The sequence below is a fragment of the Streptomyces sp. NPDC038707 genome (genome assembly GCF_040636485.1).
Classification (GTDB): Bacteria; Actinomycetota; Actinomycetes; order Streptomycetales; family Streptomycetaceae; genus Streptomyces.
Genome location: NZ_JBEZUP010000028.1, coordinates 1 through 23,905 on the forward strand (window position 1 = coordinate 1; position 23,905 = coordinate 23,905).

The 23,905-nt window shown below is 72.9% G+C and carries 19 protein-coding genes; 12 read left to right on the plus strand and 7 right to left on the minus strand.

Annotated features, from left to right (window positions below; all coding sequences use genetic code 11):
• Both AB0E62_RS29560 and AB0E62_RS29565 read left to right on the plus strand, forming a co-directional pair.
• The coding region (locus AB0E62_RS29560) for a condensation domain-containing protein (RefSeq protein WP_362200400.1) at positions 1-1,947 on the plus strand (1,947 nt) is incomplete at its 5' end.
• Positions 1,944-4,808 (plus strand): amino acid adenylation domain-containing protein, encoded by a 2,865-nt coding sequence (locus AB0E62_RS29565; protein ID WP_362200403.1) that lies wholly within the window; start codon positions 1,944-1,946, stop codon positions 4,806-4,808. The genes AB0E62_RS29560 and AB0E62_RS29565, both read left to right, overlap by 4 nt.
• A 48-nt stretch (positions 4,809-4,856) precedes the next feature.
• On the opposite strand, the gene AB0E62_RS29570 is transcribed toward AB0E62_RS29565, so the two are convergent.
• Complete coding sequence (locus AB0E62_RS29570; protein WP_362200406.1) at positions 4,857-6,791, minus strand: BTAD domain-containing putative transcriptional regulator; 1,935 nt, start codon at positions 6,789-6,791, stop codon at positions 4,857-4,859.
• A 537-nt stretch (positions 6,792-7,328) separates the two neighbouring features.
• Here AB0E62_RS29570 and AB0E62_RS29575 point away from each other — a divergent pair.
• The 3 genes from AB0E62_RS29575 (at position 7,329) to AB0E62_RS29585 (ending at position 14,168) form a co-directional block, all read left to right on the plus strand.
• A complete protein-coding gene (locus tag AB0E62_RS29575; RefSeq protein ID WP_362200409.1) occupies positions 7,329-9,095 on the plus strand; it encodes a BTAD domain-containing putative transcriptional regulator in 1,767 nt (588 codons plus the stop codon).
• Positions 9,096-9,108: 13 nt separating this feature from the next.
• A complete protein-coding gene (locus tag AB0E62_RS29580) occupies positions 9,109-9,828 on the plus strand; it encodes a DUF4097 family beta strand repeat-containing protein (RefSeq protein ID WP_362200412.1) in 720 nt (239 codons plus the stop codon).
• Positions 9,829-10,700: 872 nt separating this feature from the next.
• Positions 10,701-14,168 carry a BTAD domain-containing putative transcriptional regulator gene (locus AB0E62_RS29585; protein ID WP_362200415.1) on the plus strand — a complete coding sequence of 1,156 codons (3,468 nt, stop codon included), beginning with the start codon at positions 10,701-10,703 and terminating at the stop codon, positions 14,166-14,168.
• 48 nt (positions 14,169-14,216) lie between these two features.
• Here the strand turns inward: AB0E62_RS29585 and AB0E62_RS29590 are convergent, their stop codons facing one another.
• Positions 14,217-15,905 carry a bifunctional 3'-5' exonuclease/DNA polymerase gene (locus AB0E62_RS29590; protein ID WP_362200418.1) on the minus strand — a complete coding sequence of 563 codons (1,689 nt, stop codon included), beginning with the start codon at positions 15,903-15,905 and terminating at the stop codon, positions 14,217-14,219.
• A 61-nt stretch (positions 15,906-15,966) separates the two neighbouring features.
• The gene (locus AB0E62_RS29595; protein ID WP_362200421.1) at positions 15,967-16,713 is read right to left on the minus strand and encodes a Clp protease N-terminal domain-containing protein; all 747 of its coding nucleotides are present in this window, start codon (positions 16,711-16,713) and stop codon (positions 15,967-15,969) included.
• A 331-nt stretch (positions 16,714-17,044) separates the two neighbouring features.
• Here AB0E62_RS29595 and AB0E62_RS29600 point away from each other — a divergent pair, with 331 nt between their 5' ends.
• Entirely contained in the window at positions 17,045-18,154 is a 1,110-nt protein-coding gene (locus tag AB0E62_RS29600) for a DUF2786 domain-containing protein (RefSeq protein WP_362200424.1), read from the plus strand.
• Between the two features lie 24 nt (positions 18,155-18,178).
• On the opposite strand, the gene AB0E62_RS29605 is transcribed toward AB0E62_RS29600, so the two are convergent.
• From AB0E62_RS29605 to rpmB, 3 genes are all read right to left on the minus strand, one after another.
• The gene (locus tag AB0E62_RS29605; protein WP_362200427.1) at positions 18,179-18,694 is read right to left on the minus strand and encodes a DUF4232 domain-containing protein; all 516 of its coding nucleotides are present in this window, start codon (positions 18,692-18,694) and stop codon (positions 18,179-18,181) included.
• A gap of 301 nt (positions 18,695-18,995) precedes the next feature.
• Positions 18,996-19,301 carry a 30S ribosomal protein S14 gene (rpsN, locus tag AB0E62_RS29610; RefSeq protein WP_362200430.1) on the minus strand — a complete coding sequence of 102 codons (306 nt, stop codon included), beginning with the start codon at positions 19,299-19,301 and terminating at the stop codon, positions 18,996-18,998.
• Entirely contained in the window at positions 19,301-19,537 is a 237-nt protein-coding gene (gene rpmB, locus AB0E62_RS29615) for a 50S ribosomal protein L28 (protein WP_362200635.1), read from the minus strand. The genes rpsN and rpmB overlap by 1 nt, the downstream gene beginning before the upstream one ends.
• Before the next feature lie 62 nt (positions 19,538-19,599).
• Between rpmB and rpmG the strand changes: the two genes are divergently transcribed.
• The 5 genes from rpmG to AB0E62_RS29640 all read left to right on the plus strand — a co-directional run bounded on the left by rpmG (position 19,600) and on the right by AB0E62_RS29640 (position 22,059).
• Entirely contained in the window at positions 19,600-19,764 is a 165-nt protein-coding gene (gene rpmG / locus AB0E62_RS29620) for a 50S ribosomal protein L33 (protein ID WP_362200433.1), read from the plus strand.
• Positions 19,765-19,773: 9 nt separating this feature from the next.
• Positions 19,774-20,028 (plus strand): type B 50S ribosomal protein L31, encoded by a 255-nt coding sequence (locus AB0E62_RS29625; protein WP_362200436.1) that lies wholly within the window; start codon positions 19,774-19,776, stop codon positions 20,026-20,028.
• Positions 20,025-21,167, plus strand: a complete 1,143-nt coding sequence (locus AB0E62_RS29630; protein ID WP_362200439.1) for a GTP-binding protein — start codon at positions 20,025-20,027, stop codon at positions 21,165-21,167. The genes AB0E62_RS29625 and AB0E62_RS29630 overlap by 4 nt, the downstream gene beginning before the upstream one ends.
• On the plus strand, positions 21,167-21,400 hold the full coding sequence (gene rpsR / locus AB0E62_RS29635) for a 30S ribosomal protein S18 (RefSeq protein ID WP_362200442.1): 234 nt from the start codon (positions 21,167-21,169) through the stop codon (positions 21,398-21,400). Before AB0E62_RS29630 ends, rpsR begins: the two co-directional genes overlap by 1 nt.
• A gap of 389 nt (positions 21,401-21,789) precedes the next feature.
• Complete coding sequence (locus AB0E62_RS29640) at positions 21,790-22,059, plus strand: DUF397 domain-containing protein (RefSeq protein ID WP_362200445.1); 270 nt, start codon at positions 21,790-21,792, stop codon at positions 22,057-22,059.
• Positions 22,060-22,196: 137 nt separating this feature from the next.
• Here the strand turns inward: AB0E62_RS29640 and AB0E62_RS29645 are convergent, their stop codons facing one another.
• On the minus strand, positions 22,197-22,670 hold the full coding sequence (locus tag AB0E62_RS29645; RefSeq protein ID WP_362200448.1) for an ATP-binding protein: 474 nt from the start codon (positions 22,668-22,670) through the stop codon (positions 22,197-22,199).
• 371 nt (positions 22,671-23,041) lie between these two features.
• Between AB0E62_RS29645 and AB0E62_RS29650 the strand changes: the two genes are divergently transcribed.
• Positions 23,042-23,866: a helix-turn-helix transcriptional regulator gene (locus AB0E62_RS29650; protein WP_362200638.1), complete on the plus strand. Its 825-nt coding sequence runs from the start codon at positions 23,042-23,044 to the stop codon at positions 23,864-23,866.
• The last annotated feature ends 39 nt before the right edge of the window (positions 23,867-23,905 follow it).

Consider the following 23,905-nt stretch of genomic DNA (forward strand, 5'->3'; position numbering starts at 1 on the left):
CTGGGCCGTGTGGATGATCAGGTCAAGATCCGTGGGTACCGGGTGGAGCTGGGTGAGGTCCGGGCGGCGTTGGTGGCTCATCCGCGGGTGAGTGATGCGGCGGTGGTGGTGTCGCGGGATCAGCGGTTGCTGGCGTATGTGGTGGGTGCTGTGGAGGGGCTTGCGGAGTGGCTGGGTGCTTCGTTGCCGGAGTACATGGTTCCCTCGGTGTTCACCGCGCTGGACTCGATTCCGCTGACGGCCAACGGCAAGATCGACCGCCGTGCCCTGCCGGACCCGGACGAGTCCGCTGTGGACACGTATGTGGCGCCGCGCACGGTGACCGAGGAGCGGATCGCCGCGGTCTGGGGCCGGGTGCTGGGGCTGGAGCGGGTCGGTGTCGAGGACAACTTCTTCGACCTCGGTGGTCACTCCATCAAGGCCATCGCCCTGGTCGGCGCCCTGCGCGCCGAGGGCTTCGAGGCCGGCGTCCGCGATGTGTTCCAGCACCGCACCGTCGCCGGACTCGCCGCCGCACTCGGGGGTACGGAAACCGGCTCGGGGTTCACCCCCGCCGCGCCGTTCTCGCTCATCGCCGCGCCGGTGCGGGAGACTCTCCCCGCCGGGCTGGTCGACGCGTACCCGCTCTCCAGTGTGCAGCTCGGCATGCTGGTCGAGTTGCTCGCCGACGACGGCCTGAACAAGTACCACAACACCTCGACGTTCAGGATCGCGGACGGCCGGCCGTTCGACGCCGACGCGCTCCGCCGCGCCGGGCAGACCATCGTGGAACGCCACGAGATGCTCCGCACGTCCATCGCGTTCGAGGACTACGAACTGCCCCTCCAACTGGTCCACGAGAGCGCCGAGATCCCGGTCACCGTGCACGATCTGCGGGGCCAGGACGCCGAGCAGCTGGCGGCGTCGCGTACGGCGCACATCGCGCGCGAACGGAACGAGCTGTTCGATCTCTCCCGGCCGCCGCTGCTCCGTATCTCCGCGCTGATCGAGTCCGACGAGGCATGGCACCTGGGCTTCACCCACTGCCACGCCATCACGGAAGGCTGGAGCCAGCAGTCGCTGCTCCTCGAGGTGCTGGGCCTCTACCGCTCCTACGCGAACGGGGAGGAGCCGGAGCGGCACGAGCGGCCGGCCGTCCGCTACGCCGACTTCATCGCGGCCGAGCTGGAGGCACTGGAGTCGGATGACGACCGCGGCTACTGGCAGCGGATCGTCGACCACCACGCCATGACCGTGCTCCCGCCCGACTGGGGGGACGGCCCCGGCGCACCGCGCGAGGACTTCAAGCTGTCCATCGATTTCCGCGACATCGAACCGGAACTGCGGGCACTGGCCAAGTCCACGGGCACCTCCTTCAAGGCCGTGCTCCTGGCCACCCATCTGAAGGTGCTCAGCACGGTCACCAACGAACCTGCCTTCCACACCGGGGTGCTGTACAGCGCACGTCCGGAGCAGCCGGGCGTCGAGCGGGTGTACGGCATGTACCTCAACACCCTGCCCTTCGCGCACGACCGCAGCGCCCGTACCTGGCGCGAGCTGATCCAGCAGGTCTTCGACCGCGAGGCCGAGGTCTACAGCCACCGCCGCTACCCGCTCCCGGCGGTGCAGCGACTGGCCGGCGGGCAGAGGCTGTTCGACATCATGTACCGCTACCAGGACTTCAACCAGGCACTGGGCGACGGGCCGGTGGACTGGGAAGCCGGGGCCGGCGACAGCTCGAACGAGTTCACCCTGTCGATCGCCAACGTGCCGGGGCGGCTGGTTCTCCGGGCCGTGAGCACCGGTCTGAACCGGGCCAACGCCGAGCGGCTCGCCGGAATGTACCGGGCGGTGCTGGAGGCCATGGCCGGCGATCCGGACGGCGACGCGAACGCGGCGCTGCTGTCCACGACGGAGCTTACCCAGGTCCTTGAGGACTGGAACGACACCGAGGTGGAGTGGGTATGAGCAGGTATGTGCACGAGGTGATCGAGGCGACAGCCGCCTCGACACCCGACGCCATCGCCGTGCAGACGGGGGAGGTGACCCTCACCTACCGCGAGCTCGACACCCGGGCCAACCGCATCGCGCACCATCTGCGGGCGGCCGGCGTGGGGCCGGAGTCGGTGGTCGGTGTGCTGCTGAGCCGCGGCCCGGACACCCTGCCCTGCCTGCTCGGCATCTGGAAGGCGGGCGGCTCGCATCTGCCGCTGGACGCCGGACTGCCGGCGGACCGGCTGAACTACATGCTGGAGACGTCCGGCGCCCGCCTGATCGTGACCGAGGGCACGCTGGCCGAGCGGGTGGGCGAGAGGTACGAGGGGGAGTTCATCCATCTCGACCGGGCCCGCGCGGAGATCGCCGGGCTTCCCGCTACCGCCCCGGACGCATCGGCCGTACGTGATCCGGCGGATCTGAAGGACGAGGGCCGTAAGCACCGGCTCGCGTACACCCTCTTCACCTCCGGCTCGACCGGCCGCCCCAAGGGTGTGCAGATCGGCCAGTACGCCCTGCTGAACATGCTCTTCTCGCTGCGGCAGCGCTACGGATCCAAGCCGGAGCACGTCTGGCTCGCCGCCACGTCGCTGTCCTTCGACATCTCGACCGCCGAGATGTATCTGCCGCTGATCTCCGGCGGCCGAGTGGTCCTCGCCGACGACGAGGATTCCAACGACCCCGCCGCTCAGCTGAAGCTGATCGACGACGCCGGGGTGACCCATGCACAGGCCACCCCGGCCGGCTGGAAGCTGCTGCTGGCCGCCGGGCTCGGCCGCCGCCCGCTGGTCGGGGTGACCGGTGGCGAGGAGTGCTCGCTGCCGCTGGCCCGGGAGCTGCGCAGTCGGCTGGACAAGTTGTTCAACCAGTACGGGCCGACCGAGACCACGGTCTGGTCGCACGCCTGGGACGTGGTATCCGACCCCGAGGCGGTGGTGCTCGGGCGTCCGCTGCCGAATTACCGGACGTACGTGCTCGACGCGGCTCAGCAGCCCGTTCCGGTGGGTGTGGCCGGTGAGGTGTACATCGCCGGTGCCGGTACGGCGCGCGGCTATGTGGGCCGGCCCGCGCTGACCGCCGAGCGGTTCGTCCCCGAGCCGTTCGGCGGGCCGCCCGGCTCGCGGATGTACCGCACCGGTGATCTGGGCCGTTTCCGTTCCGACGGAGATCTGGAGTTCCTGGGCCGGATCGACTTCCAGGTGAAGATCCGCGGCTACCGGATCGAGCTGGGCGAGATCGAGGAACTGCTGCTGACGCACCCCGGGGTGCGTGACGCGGTGGTGATCGCCCGGGAGGACGCAGGCGGTGAGAAGTGGCTTGCCGCCTACGTGGTCCCCAACCGGCCGGACGGCGAAGCGGAGCTGGACCAGTCCGAGTTGCGTGACCACCTGGCGGCCTCCCTGCCGTCGTACATGGTGCCCGCGGCCTTCATGATGCTGGCCGCCATGCCGCTGAGCCCGGCAGGCAAGCTCGACCGGAAGGCGCTGCCCGCACCCGGCCGTACGGCATTGGTCACGGACCGGGAGTACGTGGCGCCGCGGAACAGGACCGAGCAGCTGCTGGTCGACACCTGCGCCGAGGTGCTGGGCGTGGCAGAAGTGGGTGTGCGGGACCGGCTGGCGGACCTGGGCGCCGACTCCATGCGCATCGTCCATGTGATGACGGCCGCCCGGCGGGCCGGACTCGAGCTGACGCTGCGGATGCTGCTGGACAGCGAGACCATCGAGGACCTCGCGGTCGCACTCGATGGCGTGACGCCGGATGAGGGCGACGAGAGCGACGAGGGAGCGAAATCGGTGAAGGCCACCATGGTGTCACGTTCCGCGCTGAGCACGCCCGAGGTGGCCGAGGTGATGGTGGCCCACGGGGTGCCCGGCGCGGCGGTCGCCCTGCTCAGGGACGGCCAGCTGGTCGGTGTGCAGGCCTATGGGACACGGAACGCCGAGACCGGCGCCCCGGTGACCCTGCGGACCCGGTTCCAGGCCGGATCGATCAGCAAGCATGTGACCGCCTTCGCGGCGCTGCGGCTCGTCGACCGAGGTGTGCTCGACCTGGACGCGGACATCGACGGCTATCTGTCTCACCGCAAGGCACCCCGGGCCGTCGGCGGGAACCCGCTCACTTTGCGCCATCTGCTGTCCAACACGGCGGGTCTTTCGCAGACCTCGAGCGCGTGGTGGCGGCCGGACGAGACCATGCCGGAACTGTCCGCCGTACTGGACGACGTCTGGGCGGAGCACGAACCCGGGGCGCTTTTCCGCAAGGCCGGCAGCCAGTGGGCCATGGTCGAGCAGCTGCTGCTCGATGTGACCGGCCAGGAGTTCCAGGAGCTGGCGGCCGAGCTGGTGTTCCGCCCGCTGGGCATGCGGGACAGTACGTTCCTGCCGCCGGCGGTCACGGACGGTTCCGTCCCCCAGGACCTGGCCGCAGGCCATGACCAGCATGCCCGTGGACTGCTCGGCGGCCACCGGCTGCGGCCGGTGCACGCGGGCAGCGGGCTGTGGTCCACACCCGCCGACCTGGCGCAGCTCGCCGTCGAGATCCGGCAGGCTCACCTGGGCCTGTCGGGGCTGCTCTCCGCGAAGCCGGTGGACGCCATGCTCACGGAGGCCTTCCCGGGCAGCTTCTACGGCCTGGGCACGGTGGTCGACGGCTCGTCGACCGACCCCGACTTCGGCCATGGCGGGCAGACCGCGGGCTATCGAGCGCTGACCTCGATGCAGCTGCGCTCGGGCAACGGCTGCGTGGTGATGACCAACTCGGACAACGGAAAGCAGGTCTACAAGGCGGTCGCCGCGCTGCTGGGCCGGGAACTCGAGGTGGCCGCGGACTGACCGCAACGGATGAGGGGCAGCCCCTGCCGCGGTCCGGCGCGGCGTTCTTCAGCCCGGTGTCCGCCCCGCGTGGCAGGTCAGTGACGGCTCTGCCGTGCCGCGTCCGCGGACCTCGGCCAGCCGCTGCTGGAAGCGCTCCAGCACGGCCCGGCGTTCCTCTGCGCTCTCCTCGGCCTCCGCGCGTTCCCGGGCGAAAATCTTCATCAGTTCCTGGAACCGGTAGCGGATGGTGTGCGGACCCGACCCCGGCACGACCTGGACCAGATGGGCGTCGACGAGTCTCTCCATGAGGTTCTCGGCGTCCAGCTGGTCCGTGTCGAGTACGGCGGCGCTGGCCCACGGCTCGAAGTCGGGCGTGCTCAGCAGACCGAGCCGCCTGAACAGCCGTCGGCCGACGGCCGGCAGGGCCCGGTAGCTGAGCCCGAACCCGGCCCGTACTCCGCCCTGGCCTGGGCTGAGTTCGTTCATCCGCCGGGCCGGGTCCATGAGCCGGCTGGTCAGATGCTGTACTGACCAGTGGGGCTTGGAGACGAGCCGGGCGCCGGCTATCTGCAGGGCGAGCGGAAGCCGGTCGCACAGTTCGCTGAGCCGGAGGGCGGCCGCCGGATCGGAGCCGATCCGCTCTTCGCCGGCGAGCTTGGCGAGTAACACCGGTGCCTCCGCGGGAGCCATCGCGTCGAGCCCGACCTGCAGCACGGTGTAGTGGCTGATCAGGTCCTCGATGCGCTCTCGGCCGGTGATCACCACACAGCAGCGGCCGTTGCCGGGCATCAGCGGACGGATCTGGGTGAACGACCGGGCGTTGTCCAGCACGATCAGTACCCGCTTGCCGTCGAGCACACTGCGGAAGAGCGCCGACCGGCCGACCAGGTCGGCGGGTATCCGGGACGCGGGCACGCCGAGAGCACGGAGAAACCGGTCGAGTGTGGCGAACGGCGAGATGAGCGCGTCGCGTTCGTCGTATCCGTGCAGGTCGGTGAAGAGTTGCCCGTCCGGAAAGCGCTCGGCGACCCGCTCCGCCCAGTGGATGGCCAGCGCCGTCTTCCCGATGCCGGCGACGCCGCTGATCGCGGCCACGGTCAGCGGGACCCGGCCGGCCCGCTCGACCAGCATCCGGTCGAGCGCCGCGAGTTCCGGGACCCGGCCGGTGAAGGAGACAGGCGCCGCCGGGAGCTCGGCCGGCACCCGGCCGGCCGGAATGGCACCGGGGTCGGTGGCCGGGCCGCCCAGCTCCGGCGCGTCCTGCAGTACGAGATCGTGCAGTCCCCGCAGCGCGGGCCCCGGTTCGATACCCAGCTGCCGCACCATCAGGTCGCGGCCCTCGCGGAAGACCTCAAGGGCCTCGGCCCTGCGTCCGGCCCGGTAGTGGGCCAGGATCAGATGGGCTCTGGCCCGTTCCCGCAAGGGGTGTTCCGTCACCAGAGTGGTGAGTTCCGCGATCAGTGGCTGCGGGCGGCCCAGCTGGAGCCGCAGTCCCGCGTGTTCCTCGCGCACGTCGAGGTGCGTTTCCTCCAGCCGGGCGATCTCCTCTTCGATGCGCTGCCCGGTGACTCCGTCCAGGGCCCGGCCGCGCCACAGCGAGAGTGCCTCGGCGAAGAGGGAGCAGGCTTCGGAGGTCTTCCCCGTGCGGATGGCCTCCCGCGCCCGGCTCACCAGCTCCTCGAAGTCCGCGGTGTCGATTCGGTGTCCGCGCAGGTTGATGACGTAGCCGGGATGCGAGGTGGTAATCAAATCACCTTGCCCGGCCGCGTCCTTGAAAAGTTTCCGCAGGCCGGCCACGCAGATGGCGATCTGGTTACGCGCCGTGGCGGGAGCACCGCTCGGCCATACCGCCTCGGTGAGTGCGTCCACCGACACGGTCTGACCTGGAGTCAGCAGCAGCATGGCGAGAATGGTGCGATGGCGTGGCCCCCCGAGCCTGACCGGCTCCCCGTCGATCCGGACGTCCAGTGGTCCAAGAAGCCTGAAGACAGCCTGTTTCATCGTGCAGAGTCCTTCCCCCCGTTGACCAGCACGTCTCCCGAGGCTACCGGGAGAGTTTCATTGTGGACACCTACCGACTGGTAGTCCAGCGTCGAACGGATTGATGAGAGGTGACTATCCGGCGAGATTGAAAAGTGAATTGCCTTGGGGGCGACGGGGCTCGCGGCCTTGGGTGCACGGGGTTCTGCGGTTGTTCGATACGGGTACCTTTCCGCGTGGAGGACCGGGTGGGCCTTGTATCACTTGGCTTGAAGTAGTAGGAAGTGCCGCTGTGCCGGGCGGTGACGGGTGCCGCGGGCCGGACATCCGGGGCTGGGACAGAAAAAGTGAGGGTGCCTCACGTTCCGGTTTCCTTCCCCTCGGGGAACGCGTGTAGGGCCGAAATCGAAGTGATAGCCGCACGAAAGGCGGCTCTCCTACCTTCAGGAGTCGCACACACGGGGTAACCACTGAACGGGGCGATGTATGGAATTGCGGATTCTGGGGCCAGTCGAGGCATGGCACGGTGATGTCCGGGTCGCGTTGTCCGGTTCGAAAGTGCATACGGTCCTGGCCGCTCTGCTCCTGGCCCGGGGGCGGGTCGTCTCGGACGCGCGGCTCAGCTCGCTGCTCTGGGGCTGGGATCCGCCCGCCACGGCCAACGCGCAGATCTACACCTACATATCCCGGCTGCGTAAGCACCTCGGGGACGAGGTGGAGATCGTCCGGCAGCAGCCGGGCTACCGCTTCGTCGCGAACGGCAGCCGTACCGACCTCCACCGGTTCGAGGAGCTGGCACAGGAGGGCCGGGACCGCCTGCGGCGACAGGAGTTCGAGCAGGCCGGTGAACTGCTGCGCGCGGCCCTGGACCTGTGGCAGGGCCCCGCGCTGGCCAATGCCACCGAGCACCTGCAGGACGTGGAGCGGCAACCGCTCGAAGAGGCACGCATCCGCACCCTGGAGAACCGCATCGACGCGGATCTCGCGCTCGGCAGGCACGAGCAGGTGACCGGGGAACTGACCGCCCTGGTCGCCCAGCTGCCCACCCACGAACGGCTGCGCGCCCAGCTGATGACCGCGCTCTACCGGTGCGGCCGGCAGGCCGACGCGCTGCACACCTACCACGAGGGCCGCAAGGTGCTCGCCGAGCAGCTCGGCGTGGACCCGGGCGCCGCCCTCGACTCCACCTACCAGGCCGTACTCGGCGGCGAACTGGGCCTGGAGTCGCCCGCCCCGATCACCTCGGGACGGTACCCGGAAGTACCGGCGATGCTGCCGCCCGACATCGACGACTTCACCGGCCGCCGTGCCGAACTGGCCATGCTCACCTCGATGATCGCGCCGGCCGGGGACACGGATGCCTGGCGACCGCGACGGTTCCTGCTCACCGGGATGGCGGGCATCGGCAAGACGGCCCTGGCCGTGCATGCCGCGCACGCCAGTGCCGGACGCTATCCGGACGGCCAGCTGTACGTGGACCTGCGCGGCACCGACGGGGCGCCGAGAGACGCGTGCGATGTCCTCGTCGTGCTGCTGAGGGCACTGGGCGAGCCCGCTCTCGACGAGAGCCGGACGGCCCCGGACGACCTGGAGGAACTGGTCCGCCTCTACCGCACCCGCACGTCGGGCAAGCGTCTGCTGATCGTTCTGGACAACGCTGTCAGCGAGCTTCAGCTGGACCCGCTGCTGCCGGGCAGCGCCGAGGCCGCGGTCCTGGTGACCTGCCACACCCAACTGGCCCGGGTGGCAGGGGCGTACACCATCGCCCTCCCTCCGCTCGACGACGACGACGCGATGGACCTGCTGGCCTCGGCGGCGGACCGGTCCCGTATCGCCGCCGACCAGGACACCGCCGACGACCTGGTCGCCTACTGCGCCGGACTGCCCCTCGCGCTGCGCATCGTCGGGGCCCGGCTGGCTTCGAGACCCCAATGGCCCGCCGCCTGGCTCGCGCGCCGGCTGGCCGACCCGTGGGACCGGCTGGCCGAACTGAGCTTCGGCGACCTGAGCGTGAGCGAAGTCCTGCAGCCCTCACTGCGGTTGCTCGACCACGGCGCCCGTTCCATGCTGTCCGCTCTCGGCGGGATCGGCACCGGCCCCTTCTCCGTACTCTGGGCGGCGACCCGGTGCGGCATCTCGGAGGCCGAGGCGGAGATCAGGCTGGAGAACCTGGTCGACGCGGCGCTGCTGGAGATCAGCGGCGTCGACCGGGAAGGCCGGCTGCAGTACCGCTGCCATGAGCTGGTGCGGCTCTACGCGGCAACCCAGGGACACCTCAGCACCACGCCCTCCGCCCCCCGCCTTCGCGCACACGCGGCGAAGTAACACAGGAGATCAGTTGAACCCCTCATTCCTGACCCGATCCTGCCTCTCGGCCGTGGCGGCCGCCATGCTGAGCGGCGCGCTACTGACCGGCTGCGAGGGCGGAGCGGTGAGCGACCAGGACACCGACACCCGCTCGTTCACCGTCTCCGACAAGGTGACCGCGCTGTCCATCGAGGCTTCCGGCGGTGACATCGAGGTGACCGGCGACTCGGGCACCACCGTGCGCGTCACCGAGACGATCACGTATACGGGGGACAGGCCGAAGACCGGCCGTCAGGTCTCCGACGGGAAGCTGTCGCTCTCCGCGGGCCCCGACTGCGGCCCCATCGACGACTCGGACTGCGATATGACCTACCACGTGAAGGTGCCCAGCTCGCTGTCGTCGGTGCGGCTGGTGGAACTCGGGGGGAGCATCGTGGTGAAGAACCTGGCCGGCTCCGTCGAGGCGCACACCACGGGCGGTTCCCTGCGGGCCGACGAACTCGCGGGGAAGAGCCTGGTGGCCAGGGTCTCCGGTGGTGGGATGACGGGGAACTTCACCCAGGCTCCCGACAAGGTCGACGTGGACACCAACGGCGGCAACGTGTCGGTCAACGTGCCCTCCACCGCCTCCTACGCCGTGGACGCGAAGTCGACGGGCGGCAAGAGCAAGGTGGCGGTGACCACCGACTCCGGCTCTGCCCACACCATCAAGCTGCGCACGGTGGGTGGCGACGTGTCGCTCACGTCGTGACGCGAGCGGGGCCGGGCGCTCGCACGCGGGCCCGGCCCCGCTCGTCCGGCCCCGTCGGTCTTCTGGCGGGCTCGGTCCGGCGTCAGGGGGAGTCGTGGCATCCGGCACCGGTGGCCGGTGCGGCAGGAGGGCCCCGTGCCGCGCCTGCGCCGAGAAGCTGCGCGGCCGGGCGCGCCGGGTGGCTCCGACCTCCCAGCAGGGAGCGCGGAAAGCCAGGCCGCAGAGGGACGCGGGCCGCCCGCGGCGGGGGAGTCGGTGCCCGCGTGCTCGAGCGGGTGGGCCGGGGCTTCTCGGGCCGTGCGGTGGATCGCGGGCCGGACACCGCGGCCTGCGCGTCGGGACCGCCCACGGTCCGGTAGGTCACGGTCAGCCGCAGGCCGAAACGGGGGTTCAAGCCGGCGCGCCGCGCCGCAGCCCGCCCGTGGGGTCCGTCGAGGGGCCGGGGAAGGCGGGCACCGGGGGAGAGGAGGCCGGCCGATGGCGAGGGCGGGACGGGGCCCCGGTCGTTCACCTCCGCCGGCCGGGGCCCTTGTCGTCCCCGGATCCAGCCTGCGGCGACACTCCCCCGAGTTACGCGACTTACGCGCGCGCCGTCGAGCCGGATCCGATGGAATGATCACATCAGGATTCGCCAACGGATCGCTAACATGTGGCCAACGGTTCGTCAGCGGGCCGCCGGGCGGTCGGCCGGACTTCCCGTCCGGCAGCGGAACAGGTTCCTCGGGCGGGGCGGGTTCCACGGGCCGTTCGGTGGGCAGGAGGTGGCGGGAAACCGTTGTGGACGGGGCGGGTTTCCGCCGGACATCGGTGGGCGCGGGCCCGCCGCGGAGCGCGGTCGGCCCGACCGCGCGGGAAGGCTGTGGAGCGGCGTGATGCGGCGGTGCGAGCTGCGCTTCGGACTGCTGGGACCGCCGGTCCTCTACGACCGACCGACGTGCGGTGATCCGTACGATCCCGCTCCCGGGGCCCCGGGCGACGTCTCTCCCGACGGCCCGGGCGCCTCCGCTGCCCGTGGCCCGGGCGACCCTTCTTCCGCAGGTCCGGGCGGGGGCCCGCCGGGGGCCTCCGGTGCCGCGGCTCCCGGCCGTACCGCCGAGGAGGGCGGCGGGCCCGGGGCCGACGCCTCCGACAGTCACGTCCGGTCCATCGGCAGTCCCAAGGTCCGTGCCCTGCTCGCCGCGCTGCTGCTGGAGCCCGGCCGGGTCGTCTCGGTCCAGGTGCTGAAGGACGCGCTGTGGGGCGGCGCGCCCCCCGTCTCCGCGCAGGCCTCCCTGCACAACCACGTCACCCGGCTGCGCCGGCTCCTGGACGACCCCGAGCGGCTCCGGGCCGTACCGCCGGGCTATGTGCTGCGGGTCGACCACGGCGAGCTGGACGTGCACGTCTACGACGCCCGGGTCGCCGAGGCGCGGGCCGCGCACGCCCGGCGGGACTGGCCGGGCGTCCTGCGGGCCTGCGCCGACGCGCTCGCGCTGTGGCGGGGCACCCCGCTCAGCGGGCTCCCCGCCGACCTCGGCGGCTACGCCTTCGTGCAGCGCCTGGAGCAGGCCCGGCTGCTCCTGCTGGAGTGGCGCTACGACGCCGAACTCGCCCTCGGCGGCGACCGCCTGGCCGCCCTCGTGCCCGAGCTGTCGGCCCTGGTCGCCGAGCATCCGCTGCGCGAGGCCTACCACCGTCAGCTGATGCTCGTCCTGCACCGCACGGGGCGCCGGGCCGAGGCCCTCGCCGTCCACCGCGATCTGCGCACCCGCCTGGTGGAGGAACTCGGTATCGAACCCGGCCCGGCGGTCCGCGAGGCGCATGTCGAGGTGCTGCGCGGCCGCGGCGGGCGGGCGCACGGCGATTTCCGGCCGGAGACCCGGGCGGGGGAGGAGCTGCGCGTCGCCGAAGCCGCCGGCCTGGCCCCCGCGGGCAGCGCCGGCACCGACGACGGCACCGGCTCCGTCGATGCCGGTCTCGGTGCCGACGGCCTCGGAACCGCGGGCGCGCCCGCCGCCGTCGCGCACCCCGGTACCGCTGCCGCGTCCCCGGCCCCGCGGCCCACCGCCGGCGCCACGGCCGCCGGCTCCCCGCAGGACGGCACCGCCCCGCCCGTGCCGCAGACCCCGCGGCCGGCCCAGTTGCCCGCTCGGCCGGCCCACTTCACCGGGCGGACGGACGTACGGCGCGCGCTGCGCCGGGCGCTGACCGGACCGTCCGCCTCCGGTGCCGCCGTCGCGGTGATCAGCGGGATGGCCGGGGTCGGGAAAAGCGCCCTCGCCCTGCACATGGCCCATGAGCTGCGGGAGCGTTTCACCGACGGACAGCTCTACGTCAATCTGCACGGCGCAACCCCCGGCATGACCCCGCTCACCGCCGCCCAGGCGCTCGTCGCGCTGCTGCGCGACCTCGGTGTCGGCCCCCGGAACATCCCCGAACATCCCGACGCCGCCGCCGCGCTGCTCCGCTCGCTGCTCGCCCCGGCCCGCCTCCTGCTGGTGCTGGACGACGCGGCGAACGCGGCCCAGGTGCGGCCACTGCTGCCGGCCGGGCCCGGCTGCGCGGTGATCGTCACCAGCCGCTCGCCGCTCACCGCCCTCGACGGCGCCCAGCGCTTCCCGCTCTCCCCGCTGACCGGCGAGGACAGCGCGGCCCTGCTGCGTGCGGTCAGCGGGCGCGCGGGCCTGGACGCGGGCCACCCGCTGGTCGAGCTGACCGGCCGGCTCCCGCTGGCGCTGCGGGTGGTCGCGGCGCGGCTCGCCGCCCGCCGCGCCCTCACCCCGGACGTCCTCGCCGGTCAGCTCGCCGACACCGGCGGCCGGCTGCACCACCTGGAGTACGACGATCTGAGCGTCCGCCGCTCCCTGGCCGTCGCCCACGACGCGCTCGCCGCCGCCGGGCGCGAGGCCGACCGGGACGCGGCCCTCGCCCTGCGCCGTATCGGCGCGCTCGACCTGCCGACGTACGGCGCTCCGCTGATCGCCCGCCTCACCGGCACCGACGAGCGGCGCGCCGAGGCCGCACTGGACCGCCTCGTCGACGTCGCCCTGCTGGAGGAGACGGCGTACGGCCGCTACGCACCCCACGACCTGGTCCGCGACTTCGCCCGCGAACTGGCGGACGCGGATGCCCGGGCCGCCACGCGGGACGTGCCCCCGGGGCCGGACGGTCCCGGCTGCGCCGACCTCGTCGCCCTGCGCTGGTACGCCGCCGTCGCCGAGCGGGTGCTGGAGGCGATCACGGAGCCCGGTATCGACCAGGACGACCGGCGGCGGCCGACCGCCGCGCAGCCGGCCGGGCACGCGGCGGACGTGGCCGCCCTCGCGCCCTTCGAGTCGGCCGAGGAGGCGTTCGCCTGGGGCGAGACGGAGCTGGAGAACGTCGTCGCGCTGGTGGCGCGGAACGCGGGCACCCGTGATCCGCGCACGGCCGCCCACCTCTCGGTGCTCACCCGGTTGCTCTCCCCGTACGTGCAGCGCAGCGGCCGGGTCGCCGAGATGGAGGTGCTGGGACGGGCCGGGCTCGGGGCGGCACGGCGGCTGGGGGACCGGGCGGCCGAGGGGTACGCGCTGTGCGACCTGGCGGCCCTGCACTTCATGACGGGCCGCCAGAACGACGCGCTCGCCCTCACCGACGAGGCCCTGGAGATCTGGGGGCGGCTGGGCATGGTCTCCCGGATCCGGCGCTGTCTGAACAACCGGGGGCTGTTGCTGGAGGGGCTCGGCCGGTTCGCGGAGTCGGGGGAGGCGCTGCGCCGGAGCCTCACCTACTCGCGGCTGCTGAACGACCCCTACGGCGAGGCCGTCACCCGCAGCCACCTCGGCAACCTCTACGAGCACACCGACCCGCGCGCCGCCATCGAGCAGCACCGGCGCTCGCTGGCGATCGGGGAGAGGATCGGCGCGGTCATCGTGCGGCACTCGGCGCACTGCAACATCGGCTACGCCCACCTCAGCCTCGGCGAACCGGACCGCGCCGCCCGGCACTTCGAGGAGAGCCTGCGCATCCTGGGCGGCCACGGCGACTGGCACGGCGAGGCCCAGACCCGGCTCGGCCTGGTCCGCGCGCTGCGGCAGCTGGGGCAGGGCGGGCGGGCGGCCGAAGAGTGCGCCGAACTGCTGCACCGCGCCGATGCCCGGGCCGACCGCTACATGGGCGGGCTGGCGCTGCACCAGCACGGGCTCCTGCTGCGGGAGCAGGGGCGGACGGAGGAGGCGTACGACGCCTGGCGCGCGGCACACGCGGCACTGGACGGCACGGACGAGCAGACGGTCCTGACGGAGCTGCGGAACCTGCTGGGCGCCCGGCCCGACGCGGCCGACGACACCGCCACCGCCGACGGGACGGGTGGGACCGGCTGAGCGACCCCGCCGTACGCCGCCCCCGTGGCGAAGCGCCGCCCCGCCCCCTCACTTGGCGTCCGCGTAGCACTCCACCACCGCCGTGGTGAACGGGAACCGCACCGGGGTGTCGCCGAAGGTCAGGCGGCCGGCCAGGGCGGCGGCGTCGCGGATGGCCCGGACGACCGTGTCGGCCTCCTGCGCCGGGCAGTGCACGATCACCTCGTCGTGCTGGAAGAAGACCAGCTCGGCCGCCATGTCCCACAGGGTGCGGCGCAGCGCGGCGAGCAGCAGCAGGGCCCAGTCGGCGGCGCTGCCCTGGACGACGAAGTTGCGCGCGAAGCGGCCCCGTGCGCGGGAGTCGGTCGAGGCGTACCCGGGGACCCAGCCGGACTGGCCCTCGGGTTCCTCCTCGCCGAGCGGGATGCCCGCCTCCTGTGCGGTGTCCTCGCCCGAGCCGGTGGCCGGCGGGCAGGTGCGGCCCAGCCAGGTGCGCACCAGCCGGCCCTCCTCGCCCGCGCGGGCGGCCTCGTCGACGTAGGCGACGGCCTTCGGGAAACGGCGGCGGAGCGCGGCGAGGTTCTTCAGGCCGTCGCCGGAGGTCTGGCCGTAGACCGCGCCGAGCACGGCGAGCTTGGCCTGCTCGCGGTCGCCGGAGAAGGCGCGGTCGGAGACGGACTGGTAGAGGTCGCTCTCACGGCCGGCCACCTCCATCAGACCGGGGTCGCGGGAGATCGCGGCCAGTACGCGCGGCTCCATCTGGTCGGCGTCGGCCACCACCAGCCGCCAGCCGGGGTCGGCGACCACGGCCCGGCGGATCACCTTGGGGATCTGCAGACCGCCCCCGCCGTTGGTCACCCAGCGCCCGGTGACCGTGCCGCCGGCCAGGAACTCGGGGCGGAAACGGCCGTCGCGCACCCAGTCCTGGAGCCAGGACCAGCCGTGCGCCACCCAGATGCGGTACAGCTTCTTGTACTCCAGCAGCGGGGCGACGGCCGGGTGGTCGACGGACCGGAGCTCCCAGCGGCGGGTCGACTTCACCTTGATCCCGGCCTGCGCGAAGGCCTTGACCACGTCGGCGGGCAGGTCCGGCCGCACCCGGCGGCCGAAGGCCGCGGACACCTCGTCGGCCAGCTCGGCGAGGCGGCGTGGGGCGCCGCCGCCCGCGTACCGCTCGCCGAGCAGCTCGTGCAGCAGTCCGCGGTGGACGCCGGCGCTCCACGGCAGGCCGGAGCGGTTCATCTCGGCGGCCACCAGCATTCCGGCCGACTCGGCGGCGGTCAGCAGCCGCATCCGGTCGGGGTGGGCGGTGTTCCGGAGGCGGCGCTGCTGCTCGGCGTAGACCGCGAGCAGGTCCGGCAGGGGCAGGCGGGGGCCGGCGGGTTCGAACAGCGGGGACTGGGCGCCCGGTTCGGCCGCGCGCTGCGGCGGGTCGGGCGGGACGGGGCCGCCGCGGAGGCGGGCCAGGGCGGCGGCGGCCGAGCGTGGCTCCCCGTACCGGCCCTCGTGGCCCAGCAGGAGTGTCTCGGCGTCCTCGATGTCGTAGCACCGCTCGACTCGCACCCCCGTGGCGAGCAGACGCGGATAGACCTCGGCGGTCGACCGCCACACCCAGCGTGTCACCTCCGGGCGGCTCCCGACCGCCCCGGCGGGATCGCTCTCCCGCCGCACCGGTCCGGCGGGCAGCCCGTCCGGGCCGAGGGGGGCGACGTCCACGCCTCCGTCCTCGGCCGGTGCGAGCGCCCACCGGTCCGTCATGTCCGCGAGTGTGGCAGGCGGGTCTGACAATCGACCGTGACCTTGCTCCTGACCTGCGAAGTCACCCCTGGGAGGCGCCCGGCTCGGGGGTGTTCTCCAGCAGCAGCGCCAGCATCCTGCCCAGTTGCTCCTCGGTGGCCGGCTTGGTGATGCCGAGGCCGGCGAGGACGCCCTGGCCGTTCTCGTGCTCCAGCAGGGCCAGCAGGATGTGTTCGGTGCCGATGTAGTTGTGGCCGAGCCGCAGGGCCTCGCGGAAGGTGAGTTCCAGGACCTTCTTGGCGTCGGGGGCGTAGGGGACGAGGTCGGGGACGTCGTCCGCGGCCGGCGGCAGCGCGGCGGTCGCGGCCTGGCGCACGGCGTCCAGGGCCACCCCCTGCGCGGTGATCGCCTTCGCGGCCAGGCCGTCGGGCTCGGACAGCAGGCCGAGGACGAGGTGCTCGGGGCGGCTCTCGGTGTTGCGGGCGGCCAGCGCCTCGTTGTGCGCGGCCACCACCACGTTCTGCGCGCGCTGGGTGTAGCGGCTGAAGCCCTGGCCCGGGTCGAGGTCGGCGGACTCCTTGGGCACGAACCGCTTCTGCGCCGCCTGCCGGGTCACGCCCATGCTGCGGCCGATCTCGGTCCAGGACGCGCCCGAGCGGCGGGCCTGGTCGACGAAGTGCCCGATCAGGTGATCCGCCACGTCACCGAGGTGGTCGGCGGCGATCACCGCGTCCTGGAGCTGGTCGAGGGGTTCGGGATGGACCTTCTTGATCGCCTCGATGAGGTCGTCGAGGCGCACGGAAGAAGCGATCTTCTGATGGCTCGCCATGTGTCAACCGTAGGTTGCGTCCCGCAGGGTGTCAACAGATGGTTGACACGGGCGTCGGTTCGGGGCGGATGCGCGTGCCGGTCGGAGCGGACCGGCGTGTGCCGGGTTCGGCGGCCGGTGCGGTCGTGCGGCGTGTTCCGGCCGGGTGGCCTGGCGTGTGTAGGGCGATCCGTGTGACCTGGCGTGCTTAGGGCGATCCGTGCGTGGTGGTCGCGCCGGGGCCTGGGCGGATGTGTGTGCCGGGCGTCCCCGAGGCCCTCCTCGCCGGAGCTGTCCACAGCCTGTGGACAGCCTGTCCCGCCTGTCGGTGCCGCGTGGCACGATCGGGTCTGTGACCAGTACCGCCAGCACCGTCGAGCGGGCTTTCCGGGCCGCTCTCCACGACGACACCGACACCGGGCTCGACACGGGCGCCTCCCTGCTCGCCGCCGACCCCGGGGCCGACGCCGAACTCGCGCGGCGGGGCGAGGAGCTCGTGGCGGCGGCCTGGAGACGCGGCTGGCAGCCCGCCGACGTCGTACGGCTGGTGCGGCGCGAGCTGGAGGACCCGCACGTCCACCTGGCCGCCGCGCTGATCCGGGCGCAGTCCGGGCGGGACCGCCCGCGCGGGCGCCGCTGGGCCGGCCAGCTGGCCGCGCTGCCCACCGGCCCGGACCCCACCGCCGACCGCTTCTCGCACGCCACCACCGTCCTGGAGCTGTACCGCCTGCTGCTGCGCCTGCCCGCCCTGGAGCCGCTGGAGGACGAGCAGCGCCGTGCGCCGGGCCCGGCCGCCTCCCGCCTGCTCGGCCGCATCCGCGCGCTGCTCGCCAAGGCCGAGGCGACCGGCTATCCCGAGGAGGCGGAAGCGCTCAGCGCCAAGGCGCAGGAGCTGATGGCCCGGCACAGCGTCGACGAGGCGCTGCTCGCCGCCGGGGCGCCCGCGCCGGACGCGCCCGGCGCCTGCCGGATCGGGGTCGAGCCGCCGTACGAACAGGCCAAGGCGGTCCTGCTGGACGCGGTGGCCACGGCCAACCACTGCCGCGCGGTGTGGAACGAACCGCTCGGCTTCTCCACGGTCGTCGGCTTCGAGGCGGACCTGGAGGCCGTCGAACTGCTCTACACCTCGCTGCTCGTGCAGGCCACGCACGCGATGACCAAGGCCGAGGCGGCCCAGCGGGCCGGCGGGCGCAAGCGGACCAAGACGTTCCGGCAGTCGTTCCTCGCGGCCTACGCGCACCGCGTGGGCGACCGGCTCGCGGCCGCCGCCGAGACCCAGGTGACCCAGGACCTGCTGCCGGTGCTGGCCACGCGTGAGACAGCCGTCACCGGCCGGCTGGAGAGCATGTTCCCGCAGACCACGACGACCCGGCTGCGGGGCGTGAGCGACGCGGCGGGCTGGACGGAGGGCGCCCGCGCGGCGGACCGGGCACAGGTCAGGGCCCGTCCGCGACTGGAGTGATCCCGGGACCGCCGGACCGGGGCCTCAGTCGCCGACCTGCTGGAAGGCGCTCACCGAGGCGTCCGGCCCGCTCCCGTCGGCCTTCCCGGCCACCGGACCGTACTGCCACGGGAAGCTCCGGCCGGTGTCCGTGCCGGGCAGGGTGACCTTCACGCTCTTGGCCGCGAGGGTGTTCTTCGCACCGCCCTCGCCGCGCACGTAAGTGATCGAGAAGGACGCGGAGTCGCCCTTGGCGAGCTTCAGCTTCTGGGCCTTGGCGCCCTTGAGCGGGGGCACGGTGGCCTCCCCGCCCTCGCCGCTCAGCACGACGCCGGGGAAGTGGTCCAGGGTGCAGGGGGCGCTCTGGTTGGTGAGGCTGACCGGGATCTCGCCGGTGTCCCCGGCGGCCGGGGCCACGCTCGCCGAGCCGATCTGCACGGAGACTCCGCCGATCTCGCAGGCCGAGCCGGCCTTGGTGCCGTTCTTTCGGCCACCGTCGTCGCAGGCGGTCAGCAGCAGGGCGGCGGCGAGAACGGTGACGGTGAGCGGAATGGCGCGCATGGGCGGGTCCCTGTCCTGGTGGTGACGGTGCCCCTGCATCATGGCGCCTGCCCCCGCGCCCCGTACGCGCGCCCCTCCGCAACCCGCTTCCCGCCCCCGCGAGGCCCTACGGCCCGGCCGCCATCCCCGCCGTACCTCTCACCGCCCCCCGGCGCGCCGCACCGTGTCCCGGGCGGCTCGCCACCGGGCCCGGTCGGCACTGCCGCCGACGGCGGACCGTCCCCGGCCGCCTCGCCTCCGGAGGCAGGCCGCCACTACCGCCGTCACCGCACGGCCCGCGACCGGCCCCGGCCGGCCGTCCTCACCACGAAGACTTCCGCACCCCGGGCAGGAAGCCCTGGTGGGCCAGTACCCGCAGGTTCACCCGGGACAGCCCGAAGGCGCGCAGGTGACCGCGGGGGCGGCCGTCGACCTGGTCGCGGTTGCGGATCCGCGCGGCGCAGGCGTCCCTCGGTTGGGCCCGCAGTTCCCGCTGGGCGGCGAGCCGTTCGGCCTCGGAGGTGGCGGGCCGGCGGATGGTCTCCTTCAGTTCGGCGCGGCGCCCGGCGTAGCGGGCGACGACCTCCTTGCGCCGCTCGTTCCCCGCGATCTTGCTCTTCTTCGCCATCAGACCCGCACCCCCCGGGCGCGGATGCGGGCGACGGCCGCCTCCACACCGATCGCGTCCACCGTCCTGACCCCCTTCGCGCTCAGCCGCAGCCGGACGTACCGGCCTTCGCCGGGCAGCCAGTAGCGCTTGGTCTGGATGTTGGGGTCGAAGCGGCGGGAGGTGCGCCGGTGGGAGTGGGAGACGCGGTTGCCGAAGCCCGGCCGGGCCCCGGTGAGCATGCAGTGCGCGGACATGGTGACGTAGGTCTCCTCGCATCGAGTCAGCAAATGGAATTCATTTTCAGTAAGGTAGCAGCATGCCACGCAACGAGCTGCGCCCGGTCATCAGGCTCCGGTCCACCGCCGGGACCGGCTACACCTACGTGACCCGCAAGAACCGCCGCAACGACCCGGACCGTATGACGCTGCGCAAGTACGACCCCGTCGCCGGCCGGCACGCCGACTTCCGAGAGGAGCGCTGAACCTCCGCCATGCGCAAGGGAATCCACCCCGCCTACGGGCCGGTCGTCTTCCGCGACCGCGCCTCCGGCCACGCCTTCCTCACCCGGTCGACCCTGACGAGCGACAAGACGGCGCAGTGGGAGGACGGCAACACCTGCCCGGTCGTGGACGTAGAGATCTCGAACGTCAGCCACCCCTTCTGCACCGGCACCGCGCGCGTGCTGGACACCGCCGGACGCGTCGAGCGCTTCGAGCGCCGGTTCGGGAAGCGGGGCGGGGCGTGAGCCTGGCGGTGGCCGTCGTCGGCGGGCTGCACGCCGCCGCCCGCACGGCGGCCGTCGACCGGCTGCTCGCCGACGTGCCCGGGAGCGTCGTACTCCACCACGACCTCTCCACGGCACCGGCCGGCACCGTCACGCGGACCGTGCGGGACCGCGCCGGCCTCGTGTCCGGCGGGCAGACGCCCCTGGTGAACGACTGCGCCTGCTGTGCGCTGCGCGAGGACCTGGTGCCCGAACTGCGCCGGCTCGCCGGCACCGGCGACACCCGGCTGGCGGTCGTCGAGCTGTGGGACTCCGTCGAGCCCAAGGCGATGGCCGAGGTGATCGCCTCCGGCGGACTGGCCGTCACGTCGGTGATCACGGCCGTGGACCCGGCGCTGGTGCTGCCGTACCTCGGCAACGGCGACGACCTCGCCGAGGCGGGGCTCGCCGCGGCGGCCACCGACCGGCGCACGGTCGCCGACACCTTCGCCCGGCAGCTCGAGTACGCACCCGTGCTCGCCGTGGCCGACTCCCCGGAGGCCGGCGACGAGGACCACGAACTGCTGGCCCAGCTCCACCCGACGGCCCGCCGGATCCCGGTCGGCGCGGAGACCGGGGCCCGGGGACCGCTCGCCCGGGCCGCTCTCGCCGGCTTCGACGTGGAGGCCGCCGCCGCTGCCCAGCACCCGGCCTGTGCCCTGCTGCCCCAGGAGGCCGACGGCCACGGCGTCTCCACCCTGGTCTGGCGCCGCCGCCGGCCCTTCCACCCGGAGCGGCTGTACGCGGCACTGGAGGACCTGACCTGCGCCGCCGCCCGCAGCCGGGGCCGGTTCTGGCTCGCCGACAAGCCGGACTCGCTGCTGCACTGGGACGCGGCCGGCGGCGCGCTGTGCGTGGAGAGCGCCGGGCCCTGGCTCGCCGCGCTGCCGGACGCGGCCTGGGAACTGGTCCCGCCGGTGCGCCGGGCCGCCGCCGCGCTGGACTGGCACCCGGAGCACGGCGACCGCTGCAACCACCTCGTGTTCACCTCGCCCGCCCTCGACCGCGAGGGACTGGCCCGGCTGCTGGAGTCCTGCCTGCTCACCGACGCCGAGTACGCCGCCGGACGGGACTCCTGGCGGCGGCTCCCGCCCGCCTTCGACACCCTGCTGGAGGTCTGATGCCCCGCAAGAGCGACCGCCCGTCCGTGCGGAACCGCCCCAACCCCCTGGACGAGGCCGGGATCACCACCGTCGACTACAAGGACACCGGCCTGCTGCGGACGTTCCTCTCCGACCGGGGGAAGATCCGCGGCCGCCGTGTCACCCGGGTCACCGTCCGGCAGCAGCGGCTGCTCGCGCGGGCGGTGAAGAACGCCCGGGAGATGGCGCTGCTGCCGTACCCCGGCCGCTGATCCGTCCCTTCGCAGGCAGGCGCCGCCCCGCACTCCCCCGCAGGGCGGCGCCGGCCGGTACCGCATGATCTCCGTCACGACCGGAGTCCGTTCCTCCGCTGGGCGGACGCCGCTGCGGCCGGTCCGGTGGGCCGGCCGGTTGCCGGACCGTGGAACATGAGAGGCACGGTAAGCGTCTTCTCTCAGTGCGGGGGCACGGCATGACCTGCCTGCTCCCGGGCAGACGCCCGGACGGCTCTGGTAAAGCACACGTCAAGGCTGTAACCGCGGGAACACCGCTCGTGCACGTGCATCTGCTCATGCATCTGCACGTGAACAGAGTTATGATCCGGGTCAGTTGACCACAGCACCTATGGCCACACAGCCGGTGCACCAGCGGGGAGCGATCTGTGGACCGCGACGTTGACGGCGTGTACGGGGGGTACGACGTGTACAACGGCATGGCTGCCACGCAGCTGGACGGAGTGGCCTGGCAGAAGAGCAGGCACAGCAACTCGCAGGGTTCCTGCGTGGAGTTCGCGCGGCTGCCGGGCGGCGATGTCGCCGTGCGCAACTCGCGCTTCCCGGACGGGCCGGCGCTCGTCTACACCCGGGCGGAGATCGAGGCGATGCTCCTCGGGGTCAAGGACGGCGAGTTCGACCACCTGGTCACGAGCTGAGCTGCCCGTGCGCGGGCGGCACCCGCGCACGGGCGAGGCGGACACCGGCACCCGCGGCGGCCGGACAACGGCACCCGCACCGGACGAGTCACGGTGTACGCGCGTAGAAACCGGGCGTGCGCCGGTGCCGCGGCGGATCAGCCCGCCGGGTGCAGCCGGAACAGCGCCCAGACCACCTTGCCCCGCAGGGTGCCCGCGAGCGGGTGCCAGCCCCAGCTGTCGGCGAAGGAGTCGACGAGGAAGAGGCCGCGGCCCGACTCGGCCGAGAAGTCGTCCGAGTCCCCGGGCACCGGCGTCTCGTGGCTCGGGTCGCGCACCGCGCACACCAGGCGCTCGCTCCAGCGCATCAGGTGCAGCCGCACGGACGGGAGCCCGTCGCCGGGACAGGGGACGGCCGGCACCGCGTGGCGCAGGGCGTTGGTGGCGAGTTCGGAGACGACGAGACACACGTCGTCGAAGCGCTCGCCGACGTCCCACTGCCCCAGGGTGTCGCGGGTGAAGCGCCGGGCCTCGCGCACCGCCTCGTACCGGGCGGGGAGGGCGCAGGAGGCGGCATCGGACACGGCCGCGGGATCCAGCGGCGGAAGGCCCTGCCGTAACGGCTTGAGCATGGTCGATCCATTCGTCCCCATGCGAGGCACTCCCCCGGGATTTCGCGGTCGTTGCGATGCAGCGGTGGCGCGGCACCCATGGTTTCGGAAGCGCAGAGCAGATGCAAGGGCAGATGCACGTGCACGCGGCCGAAATGGCACATCCCGTACCGCTTCTTGGCCATTTTTTCCGCCGAGTTCGCCCGGCCGCCTGCCAGAGGTCCGGACCTCTTGCCCGGTCAGGGCCCCGGGGAAACGGCCGAGCTCTTTCCGTTTCCGTAACCGGGCGAGTACTGCTCGGAGTGTTTTAGTGGCAGACTTCGGCCCCTGGGAGACGGTTGGGGAGGCTGGCGAAAGTGAGCGCGGGAGAGCCCGGATCGGTGGTGCGGCGGATGCTGCTCGGCTCGCAACTCAGGCGACTGCGGGAAGCGCGGGGAATCACGCGCGAGGCGGCGGGGTACTCGATCCGCGCCTCCGAGTCGAAGATCAGCCGCATGGAGCTGGGCCGGGTGAGCTTCAAGACGAGAGACGTCGAAGACCTGCTGACGCTCTACGGCATCACCGACGAGGCGGAGCGCGAGTCGTTGCTCTCCCTCGCCCGGGAGGCCAACGTCGCGGGCTGGTGGCACAGTTACACCGACGTCCTGCCCAGCTGGTTCCCCACCTATGTGGGCCTGGAGGGCGCCGCCTCGCTGATCCGGGTCTACGAGGTGCAGTTCGTGCACGGCCTGCTCCAGACCGAGGAGTACGCCCGCGAGGTGGTCCGGCGCGGCATGAAGGGCGCGAGCGCGGCCGACATCGAGCGCCGGGTCGCCCTGCGCCTGGAGCGGCAGCGGTACCTGCTCTCCGACAACGCGCCGGAACTGCACATCGTCCTGGACGAGGCCGCCCTGCGCCGCCCCTACGGCGACCGGGGCGTGATGCGCGGCCAGCTCCAGCACCTGATCGACCTCTCCGAGCGGTCCAACGTGCGGCTCCAGGTGATGCCGTTCAGCTTCGGCGGGCACTCCGGCGAGAGCGGTGCCTTCACCATCCTCAGCTTCCCCGAGTCCGACCTGTCCGACGTGGTCTACCTGGAGCAGCTGACCAGCGCCCTCTACCTGGACAAGCGCGAGGACGTCGCCCAGTACGAGCAGGCCCTCAAGGAGCTCCAGCAGGACAGTCCCGGCCCGGACGAGAGCCGGGATCTGCTCCGCGGCCTCCTGCAACTCTCCTGACCCGGAAGGGCTCTCAACCAGCGGTACCCGCCAGTACGA